At 68.1% G+C, this 8758-nt stretch carries 10 protein-coding genes and 2 tRNA genes; 10 read left to right on the top strand and 2 right to left on the bottom strand.

Going from position 1 to position 8758, the window contains the following annotated elements; translation table 11 throughout:
• Nucleotides 1–127: 127 nt before the first annotated feature.
• On the bottom strand, nt 128–1234 hold the full coding sequence (locus AB0N06_RS37105) for a M48 family metallopeptidase (protein ID WP_366139090.1): 1107 nt from the start codon (nt 1232–1234) through the stop codon (nt 128–130).
• A gap of 109 nt (nt 1235–1343) precedes the next feature.
• Between AB0N06_RS37105 and AB0N06_RS37100 the strand changes: the two genes are divergently transcribed.
• The 7 genes from AB0N06_RS37100 (at nt 1344) to AB0N06_RS37070 (ending at nt 5447) form a co-directional block, all read left to right on the top strand.
• Nucleotides 1344–1496, top strand: coding sequence for a hypothetical protein (locus tag AB0N06_RS37100; RefSeq protein WP_366139089.1), 153 nt, complete (start codon nt 1344–1346; stop codon nt 1494–1496).
• 84 nt (nt 1497–1580) lie between these two features.
• Nucleotides 1581–1745, top strand: coding sequence for a hypothetical protein (locus tag AB0N06_RS37095; protein ID WP_358859065.1), 165 nt, complete (start codon nt 1581–1583; stop codon nt 1743–1745).
• 38 nt (nt 1746–1783) lie between these two features.
• Nucleotides 1784–2401, top strand: coding sequence for a nicotinate-nucleotide adenylyltransferase (gene nadD, locus AB0N06_RS37090; protein ID WP_366139088.1), 618 nt, complete (start codon nt 1784–1786; stop codon nt 2399–2401).
• A gap of 19 nt (nt 2402–2420) precedes the next feature.
• Nucleotides 2421–4079, top strand: a complete 1659-nt coding sequence (locus AB0N06_RS37085; protein WP_366139087.1) for a LytR C-terminal domain-containing protein — start codon at nt 2421–2423, stop codon at nt 4077–4079.
• Nucleotides 4080–4194: 115 nt separating this feature from the next.
• Nucleotides 4195–4626 carry a ribosome silencing factor gene (gene rsfS / locus AB0N06_RS37080; RefSeq protein ID WP_358859068.1) on the top strand — a complete coding sequence of 144 codons (432 nt, stop codon included), beginning with the start codon at nt 4195–4197 and terminating at the stop codon, nt 4624–4626.
• Nucleotides 4623–5276: a histidine phosphatase family protein gene (locus tag AB0N06_RS37075; protein ID WP_366139092.1), complete on the top strand. Its 654-nt coding sequence runs from the start codon at nt 4623–4625 to the stop codon at nt 5274–5276. Before rsfS ends, AB0N06_RS37075 begins: the two co-directional genes overlap by 4 nt.
• Before the next feature lie 98 nt (nt 5277–5374).
• Nucleotides 5375–5447, top strand: a tRNA-Ala gene (locus AB0N06_RS37070).
• A gap of 92 nt (nt 5448–5539) precedes the next feature.
• On the opposite strand, the gene AB0N06_RS37065 is transcribed toward AB0N06_RS37070, so the two are convergent.
• Nucleotides 5540–6319 carry a helix-turn-helix transcriptional regulator gene (locus tag AB0N06_RS37065; protein ID WP_366139091.1) on the bottom strand — a complete coding sequence of 260 codons (780 nt, stop codon included), beginning with the start codon at nt 6317–6319 and terminating at the stop codon, nt 5540–5542.
• A 240-nt stretch (nt 6320–6559) separates the two neighbouring features.
• On the opposite strand from AB0N06_RS37065, the gene AB0N06_RS37060 reads away from it, so the two are divergent.
• The 3 genes from AB0N06_RS37060 (at nt 6560) to AB0N06_RS37050 (ending at nt 8676) form a co-directional block, all read left to right on the top strand.
• Nucleotides 6560–8050 (top strand): MFS transporter, encoded by a 1491-nt coding sequence (locus AB0N06_RS37060; RefSeq protein ID WP_366139086.1) that lies wholly within the window; start codon nt 6560–6562, stop codon nt 8048–8050.
• Nucleotides 8051–8243: 193 nt separating this feature from the next.
• Entirely contained in the window at nt 8244–8477 is a 234-nt protein-coding gene (locus AB0N06_RS37055) for a hypothetical protein (RefSeq protein ID WP_018487125.1), read from the top strand.
• A gap of 126 nt (nt 8478–8603) precedes the next feature.
• Nucleotides 8604–8676, top strand: a tRNA-Ala gene (locus AB0N06_RS37050).
• The last annotated feature ends 82 nt before the right edge of the window (nt 8677–8758 follow it).

Genomic DNA, 8758 nt, shown 5'->3' with positions numbered 1-8758 from the left:
GGCGTCTGGTGCGTGCGATCGCAAGGCGGAGGGTCGCCCCGATACTGGGCGTATCGGGGCGAGCCCGACAACGCAGCGAGCGTGCGGGCCAGGCGTCGCCTGGCAGGCGGGACTTTCGAAACACGTCCTAGCTCTCCGGGTCTTCCGGCCCCGGCTGACGGGTCCCTTCGGAGCCCCCCGTAGCGCCACCCTTGCCGGCCGAGCCGCCGCCCGTGAACTTGTCGCGGAGCTTGCCGCCCAGGTCCCCGGCGCCGCCCGCTATGTCGCCGACGAGCTTCATCAGCGGATCCTTGCTGGTGCGCACCGAATCGGCGTAATGCGAGGCGGACTCCCGGAACGAGTCCGTCACCGAGGTGTCCTTGTCCTCGTCACGCCGCGGGTAGTGGCCATCCATGATCCGCTGGTAGTCGCGGCTCTCGGACCACTTCTTCAGCTCGGCCGCGCGCACCGTGGTGAACGGGTGGGAGCGGGGCAGCATATTGAGGATCTTGAGCACGGAGTCGCGCAGGTCGCCGCCCTTCTCATACTCGTCCGCCTGGGCGAGGAAGGCGTCCACGTTCATCTCGTGCAGATGGTTGCCACCGGCGATCTTCATCAGGCCGCGCATCGACGCCTGCAGATCCTGGCCGACCAGCAGTCCCGCCCGGTCCGAGGAAAGCTCCGACTTGCGGAACCACTCACGCAGCGCCGTCACGATCGCCATGATCGCAACATTGCCGAGCGGAATCCAGGCGACCTTCAGCGCAAGATTGGTGAGGAACAGCAGAATCGTGCGGTACACGGCGTGGCCGGAGAGGGCGTGTCCCACCTCGTGGCCGACGACCGCCCGCATCTCCTCCTCGTCGAGCAGCTCCACCAGCCCCGTCGTCACCACGATGATCGGCTCGTCGAGACCGATACACATGGCATTGGGCTGCGGGTCCTGGGTGACGTACATCGGTGGGACCTTCTCCAGGTCCAGGATGTAACAGGCGTCGCGCAGCATGTCGTTGAGGTGGACGAACTGGGCGTCGCTCACCCGAACGGAGTCGGAGAGGAAGAGCAGCCGCAGACTGCGCTCGGGGAGCAGTCCGCTGAGAGCCTTGAACACGGTGTCGAACCCGCTCAGCTTGCGCAGGGCCACCAGGGCCGAGCGGTCCGCCGGGTGTTCGTACGCCCGGGACGAGATGCCCGCGAAACGCCTGCGCTGCCTGCTCGGCACGTTCTCGTGACTCGTGTGGTTGCTGTCGGTCATGGATGGCCCCCTCTTTGTACGAGACGTCGCTCGCCCCCTGACAGATCCCAGCGTAGGTGCTGGGGCTACGGTGTGCGGGGGGCTGTGGATAACTGAGGAGACGCCCAACATGCCGCACACCGTTGCTCTGCTCGCCGCCGCATCCGATGACCAGGGCCCGGGCAACACCCTCCGGATCGTGCTGCTCGCCTCGCTCATCGGCGCGGCGCTGCTCGCGTGGTTCCTGCTCCGCGGATACCGCAACGACGACAACAACGACTGAGTCGGCGTGAGCGTGTCCGAGGCACCCGCATACGATGTCCGCGACGTCTTCCTTCCGACTCCCGATCGATAGGTCCTGCCGAAGATGAGCCTCACAAGCACCGCGCACCAGCTGGTCACTCTCGCCTCCGAGGGCGGCGAGCACGGTGGTAATCACGAAAGCCTCAACCCGTACCTGACCGGTGGCGGTGCGTTCGTCGTGCTGCTGCTCCTGCTGTGGATCACCACCCGCTTCAACCGCGACCGCTGAGGCCGAGGCGTACAGCTGTGCCAGTAGGCTCTGCACGCATGGGAGAGCAGGAAGTGCCTACCGGTGCCGCAAGACGCCGACTCGGCGTGATGGGCGGGACGTTTGACCCGATTCATCACGGACACCTGGTGGCGGCCAGCGAGGTGGCCGCCCGGTTCCACCTCGACGAGGTGATCTTCGTACCGACCGGGCAGCCGTGGCAGAAGAGCCACAAGAATGTGTCCCCGGCCGAGGACCGCTATCTGATGACAGTCATCGCGACGGCGTCCAACCCGCAGTTCTCGGTCAGCCGCAGCGACATCGATCGTGGTGGACCGACGTACACGATCGATACGCTGCGGGACCTTCGTGCCATCCACGGCGACGCGGACCTCTTCTTCATCACCGGCGCCGACGCGCTCTCCCAGATCCTCACCTGGCGGGACGCCGAGGAGCTGTTCTCGCTGTCCCACTTCATCGGTGTGACGCGGCCGGGGCATGTGCTCACGGACGACGGGCTGCCGGAGGGCGGTGTCTCTCTGGTGGAGGTCCCCGCGCTGGCGATCTCGTCCACGGACTGTCGTGAGCGGGTCGCGCACGGGGATCCCGTCTGGTATCTGGTGCCCGACGGTGTGGTCCGATACATCGACAAGCGCCAGTTGTACCGCGGCGAATGAGCCACGGAGAGGGGGACCGGTGAACGACCGACAGAACCCGTACGACCCGTACTACCAGCAGCCGCAGATCGTCGGCTACGACGAGTACGGGCAGCCGGTGTATCAGCAGCCCGGGCAGCAGCAGGAACAGCAGCCGCAGCAGTACGACCCGTACGCGCAGCAGGGGCAGCAGGCGCAGCAAGGGTACGGATACGACCCGTACGGCCAGCAGCAGCCGCCGCAGTACGACCCGTATGCCTCCCAGCAGCAGGGTTATGGCTACGACGGGTACGGCTACGACACCGGCCGGCAGCAGGCTGCGGTCGACGCCACCGCGCAGTGGAGCATCCCGCAGCAGGCTCCCGCACCCGTATCCGCCCCGCAGCAGCCTGAACCGCGGTCCGAGCCCGAGCCGGCCGTTCCGGAGCAGCGCCGCGCGGACCGTGAGGACGGCACCGGGCAGTACTCCTTCATCGAGGAGCCCGACGAGGACTCCGAAGACGTCATCGACTGGCTGAAGTTCACCGAGAGCCGCAGCGAGCGGCGCGAGGAGGCACGGCGACGCGGCCGCAACCGGATGGTCGCGCTCGTGGTCGTGGTGGCCCTCGTTGTCGTCGGCGGTGTCGGCTACCTCTGGTCCGCGGGCAAACTCCCGGGCCTCGGCGGCTCGGGGAAGAAGGACACCGCGACGACGGGTCCGCAGCAGCGCGATGTCATCGTGGTCCATTTGCACAACACCAAGAAGGGCGGCACCTCCACGGCGCTGCTCGTCGACAACGTCACCACCAAGCAGGGGACCACGGTCCTGCTCCCCAACTCGCTCGCCGTCTCCGACGACGAGGGCAACACGACCACCCTCGGCAAGTCCGTCGACGGCGACGATTCGACCGGCACCCGCGAGTCGATCGACGCGTTGCTCGGCACCAGGATCTCCGGTACGTGGCGGCTGGACACCCCGTACCTGGAGAACCTCGTCGACCTGGTCGGCAACATCGAGGTCGACACCGACACCGATGTACCCGACACCAAGAAGGACGTGTCCCCCCTCGTGAAGAAGGGCGAGGCGCAGACCCTGAGCGGGCAGATGGCCGTCGCGTACGCCACCTACCAAGGCCCCGGTGAGGCCGAGGCGAAGCAGCTGATGCGGTTCGGGCAGGTCATGCGCGGCGTGCTGCGGAAGATCTCGGACGATCCGAAGGCCGCCACGGTCACTGTGCAGACGCTGGCGCAGATCCTCGACCCGTCGCTGCCGGAGAAGGACCTCGGTGCGTCCCTGGCGAAGCTCGCCGAACACGCCAAGATCGGCGACTACAAGACCGCGCTGCTGCCGGTGCAGGCCGACGGAACCCTGACCGACGCGGCCACCGAGAGTGTCGTCAAGGACATCCTCGGCGGCACGGTGAAGGCACCGGACCAGGACGCGCCCGTGCGGGTCGGGGTCAGGAACGGCACCGGGAACGCGGGCGGTACGGAGTCCGCCCGGATCCAGCTGGTCAACGGTGGCTATGCCTTCGTCGGCGGCGGGAACACCGGCACCGCGGCGTTGTCCGAGGTCCTCTACCGCGATGCGGCCGACAAGGAGAAGGCGACCCAGGTCGCCAAGACCCTGGGCCTGTCGGTGAGCGCGGTGAAGCAGGGCAAGCCTGCCGCGAACGCGGATGTGTCCGTCGTTCTCGGCCAGGACTACAAGATCAAATAGTCGGGCGCCACCTCCTGGGCGATCTCCAGGAACGATCTCCGGAAGATCGCTGCGTGGGCTGTCGGCGGTCCGTGAGACCCTAGAGGTTGATCTGACCGCCGACGAAAGCCTGCTTGTGACCGCCACGGACCGCTCCATCGAGCTCATCAACGCCGCCGCCCAGGCGGCCGCCGACCGGCTCGCGCACGACATCATTGCGTACGACGTCAGCGACGTGCTGTCGATCACGGACGCCTTCCTGCTGGCCTCGGCCCCCAACGACCGCCAGGTCAAGTCGATCGTCGACGAGATCGAGGAGCGGCTTCAGAAGGAGCTCGGGGCCAAGCCGGTGCGCCGTGAGGGCGAACGCGACGCCCGCTGGATCCTCCTCGACTACGTTGACATCGTGATCCACGTCCAGCACAGCGAGGAGCGCGTCTTCTACGCGCTGGAGCGACTGTGGAAGGACTGCCCCGAGATCGCGCTGCCCGAGGACGCCGTCAAGACCCGGGGGAAGGCCGAGGAGCACGCCCAGCTCACCGGCGGCATGGAAGGTGACCAGAGCTGAACGGCAGCAGCAGCGGCAGAGGTCGCAGGATCGTCCTCTGGCGACATGGCCAGACTGCGTGGAACCTGGAGCGCCGATTCCAGGGCTCCATGGACATCGAGCTCACCGAGACCGGCGTCGGGCAGGCCCACCGGGCCGCCCGGCTGCTCGCCTCGCTGAAGCCGGATGCCATCGTCGCCTCGGATCTGCGGCGGGCAGCGGCCACGGCCGCCGAGCTCGCCGCGATCACCGGGCTCGACATCACCCATGACGCGGGACTGCGCGAGACCTATGCGGGTGCCTGGCAGGGCCTCACCCACGAAGAGATCATCGAGCGGTACGACGCGCAGTACGCCGCGTGGAAACGGGGCGAGCCCGTGCGGCGCGGCGGCGGCGAGCTGGAGACCGAGGTCGCCGACCGGGCCGCCCCCGTCGTGCTCGATCACGCCGACAAGCTGCCCGACGGCGGCACGCTCGTCGTGGTGAGCCACGGCGGCACCATCCGCACCACCATCGGGCGGCTGCTCGGCCTGGAAGCGCGCCACTGGGAAGGGCTGGGCGGGCTCTCCAACTGCTGCTGGTCGGTGCTGGGCGAGGGCGCGCGCGGCTGGCGCCTGCTGGAGCACAACGCAGGCACCCTGCCCGAACCCGTGCTCGGCGACGACGCCTAGGACCGGGCGGCGTCGGCCGGATTTCACTTTCTGGCTGGTCACAGGCTAAAGTTCTTCTTGTTCGCAGCGCGGAAACGCAGGGAAACACAGCGAGCAGCGGGGCTATAGCTCAGTTGGTAGAGCGCCTGCATGGCATGCAGGAGGTCAGGAGTTCAATTCTCCTTAGCTCCACAATCAGGATCCCGTCCTCGGCAGGGGGCGGGATCTTTGCGTTCCCCCAGGTGTTCCTGGATCCGGCTGTGTTCCCGCACGGGTGCGGTCACTCACCTTTGACGGCGTCGGCGCAGCGCCGCGACCTGCTCCGCGCTCTCCTCGTCGGCGGGTGTGTACGCCACGATCCGGCACTCCGGAAGGCCGTTGATGGACAGTGACACCGACGTCATCCGTATCTCACCCTCCGCCGCCCGGTGACGGAACGTCTTCACCCGTGGACCCGGCGGCGCGACATCCCCGCTCCGCCAGAGCTCGGCGAAGTACGGGCTGGCCGCGGAGAGTCGCTCCACCAATGACTCCCAGGCCGGCTCGCCGGTATGGCGCCCGTAGGCCCCGCGCAGCGTCGCCACCATGATCGGCAGCTCCTGGGTCCGGTGCACGACCGGGCAGTCCTCGTCGGTCACCGTGAACAGCCTCCACAGCACGTTCCGTGGCCCCGACTCCGTCGGCGCGGGCACGTTGAACAGGTCGAGGTAGGCGGCATTGGTGGCGAGGATGTCGTACCTCGTGTTGTAGACGACCGCGGGATGCGGGTCGAGGGCGTCGATGATGCCCTGGATCTCCGGGCCGACCTCGATCGTGTCGGCCTGCCTGCCCGGCGCGTACGCCACCTCCGCCAGCTGATAGAGGTGTTCGCGCTCGGGGCCGTCCAGCCGGAGCGTCCGTGCCACGGCGTCCAGCACCTGTGGTGAGGCGTTGATGGGGCGGCCCTGCTCCAGCCACGTGTACCAGGTGACACCGACCCCGGAGAGCTGGGCGACCTCCTCGCGGCGCAGGCCCGGGGTGCGGCGGCGCAGGCCCGGCGGCATGCCCACGTCGGCGGGCGTCACCCGGGCCCGGCGACTGCGCAGGAAGGCGGCGAGCTCCGACCGCCGGCGGTGCGACTGATGTCGCCGCCGGGCCGGCCGGTTCGGGGCCGGATCTCGCTCGTGGTCCTGCGTGTTGTGCTGTGTCGTCACCGTCGTCACACCCCCATGGTCGGTGCCCCGCGGCGGAGTTGCCAGGTGCTGCCAGTACCAGCATCAGCGGGCTCTCGTTACCCGTATGGGGCCGACGGCACGCTTCGATTCATGACATCGACATCCGAGGCAACTCCACGTTCCGTACCCAGTAAAGACGGCACCACTGACAACGGCGTCACGGACGGACGTCCCGGCCGGCTGCTCGCCCTGGTCCTGGCCGCCCAGTTCATGGCCCTGCTCGACACCTTCATCGTCAATGTCGCCGCCCCGACGATCCGCACCGAACTCGGCGCCTCCGGTGCCGGGTTACAGCTCGTCGTGGCCGGCTACACCATCACGTACGCCGTTCTGCTGATCATCGGCGCCAGGCTCGGGGGGCTGCTCGGCCACGGACGTGCCCATCTGGCCGGGCTCGCGGTCTTCACCGTCGCCTCACTCGCCTGTGGACTGGCCGTGGACACCGGACAGTTGATCGCCTTCCGGCTGACCCAGGGGATGGGTGCGGCGGTGATGATTCCGCAGGTGCTCAGCCTGATCCAGCGGCACTTCACCGGTGTGGCGCGCATCCGGGCGCTCGGTGCCTACAGCGCGGTCCTCGCCACCGGCGCGGCCGCCGGGCAGGTCGTGGGCGGGGTGCTGGTCAGCGCCGATCTGTTCGGAGCGAGTTGGCGGCCGGTCTTCCTGGTGAACGTACCGATCGGGCTGGTTCTGCTGGTGCTCGGCCGACGCGTGCTGCCACGCGAACCGCGTACCGGGCAGGCCAGGGAGGGAGCGCGGGCCCGCGGGCTCGATCTGCCGGGCCTGGTCCTTCTCACCGCTGCCGTCACGCTGTTCGCCGTGCCCCTTGTCCTCGGGCAGGAGTTGGACTGGCCGGCCTGGTCCTGGGTCTGCCTGCTCGCCTCCGTCGTGTTCTTCGCCGGGTTCGTCGTGTACGAGACACGGCTGGCCGCGGGCGGCGGCGCACCCCCGATCGCCCTCAGGGTGCTGCGTATTCCCGGAATCGCGTCGGCGGTGCTGCGGATTCTGCTAGTGATGGCGGTCAACGCGGGCTTCCTCTTTGCAATGACGCTGCACGTCCAGGGCGGTCTCGGCTACTCGGCGCTGCGTGCCGGGCTGATGTTCGCACCGACTGCGGTGGTCTTGGGCTCGGTCGGGCTGACCTGGCGCCGGTGGCCCCAGTGCCTCCAAAGGGGGCTTGTTCCGGGCGGGTTCGTCATGGTGGCCGTCGCCTCGGTGGGGGTCGGACTGGTGTTGCGCGACGGCGGGGGCGGCGGATTCATGCTGTATGCAGCCTTGGTCGTCATGGGGGCGGGCGTGTCGCTGGCATTCAGTCCCCTCCTCGCCCGCGCACTGGCCAACGTGCGGCCCGAGGACGCTGCCGACGCGAGTGGTGTGCTGGTAACCGTCACTCAGTTGGGTCAGCTCATCGGAGTCGCGACGTTCGGCACGGTGTACCTCAACCGCCTTGATACGTCAGGGGCGCACGGGTCCGGCCACGCGCTGTGGGTGTGCGCCCTCGCGCTGTCGGCGGCCGCGGTCGTGGGCGTGTCGGTCGGTCTCGTAAGGCCTCGGCAACGGGTCGATTCCCAGCAGGGCTGACCCCCTTGCGGGGTCATGGCAGAATCGGACCGCCGGAGGGGGCGACGGACCGAACGGGAGGGAGCGCGCGATGCCTGCGAGCCGCCACGAGGTCGCGGATCTGCCCCTTGTTCCCGAAGTTCCTGAAGTTCCGAGAGAGAACGGTGGCACCTCCCGCATGTGCACGGCCAGCGGCCACGGCCGGAGCTGACCCATGGGTGCACACAGGCGGAAGTGCGACTGGTGCGGCAGCGGTACGCCCATTGTTCGGGACATGGATCCGATCAATGCCGAGTACCAGTACTGGTGCGAGGAGTGTGCGCGGGCGCTGATCATAAAAGGCGACCCGATCGAGACGTACCGGGAGCTGGAGGGGGAGCCGATCTACGGACGGCTGTTGGAGGAGCACTGCACCCTGAAGCGCTTCTACTCCTTCGCGACCGCCTGAGCGCCGTGTCGCCGAACCTTCCCGAATTGGGGCAAATCGGTTCCTGGGGGAATCGATTTGGTGGTGGGCCGGGGTAACCGTGTAATGTTCTCGATGTCGCCAGGGAGACCGGGCGGAAAGCAGCACGGGGCTATAGCTCAGTTGGTAGAGCGCCTGCATGGCATGCAGGAGGTCAGGAGTTCAATTCTCCTTAGCTCCACAAGGAAGTAACAGGAAGCGGGGGGTGACGCTCGGGGTTAACCCCAGCAGTGGATGGGGGGAAATATAGGGAAGCACGGACA

It is taken from the genome of Streptomyces sp. NPDC051020 (genome assembly GCF_040683105.1).
In the GTDB taxonomy this organism is placed as follows: domain Bacteria; phylum Actinomycetota; class Actinomycetes; order Streptomycetales; family Streptomycetaceae; genus Streptomyces.
The sequence above is the reverse complement of the archived record's forward strand: the minus strand, read 5'-3'. Positions and strand labels throughout refer to the sequence as shown.

What these genes read in the sequence shown, in the direction of transcription:
- nadD (WP_366139088.1), top strand. Translation starts at nt 1,784, where the DNA reads ATGGGAGAGCAGGAAGTGCCTACCGGTGCCGCAAGACGCCGACTCGGC.
- AB0N06_RS37095 (WP_358859065.1), top strand. Translation starts at nt 1,581, where the DNA reads ATGAGCCTCACAAGCACCGCGCACCAGCTGGTCACTCTCGCCTCCGAG.
- AB0N06_RS37105 (WP_366139090.1), bottom strand. Translation starts at nt 1,234, where the DNA reads ATGACCGACAGCAACCACACGAGTCACGAGAACGTGCCGAGCAGGCAG.
- AB0N06_RS37060 (WP_366139086.1), top strand. Translation starts at nt 6,560, where the DNA reads ATGACATCGACATCCGAGGCAACTCCACGTTCCGTACCCAGTAAAGAC.
- AB0N06_RS37055 (WP_018487125.1), top strand. Translation starts at nt 8,244, where the DNA reads ATGGGTGCACACAGGCGGAAGTGCGACTGGTGCGGCAGCGGTACGCCC.
- AB0N06_RS37100 (WP_366139089.1), top strand. Translation starts at nt 1,344, where the DNA reads ATGCCGCACACCGTTGCTCTGCTCGCCGCCGCATCCGATGACCAGGGC.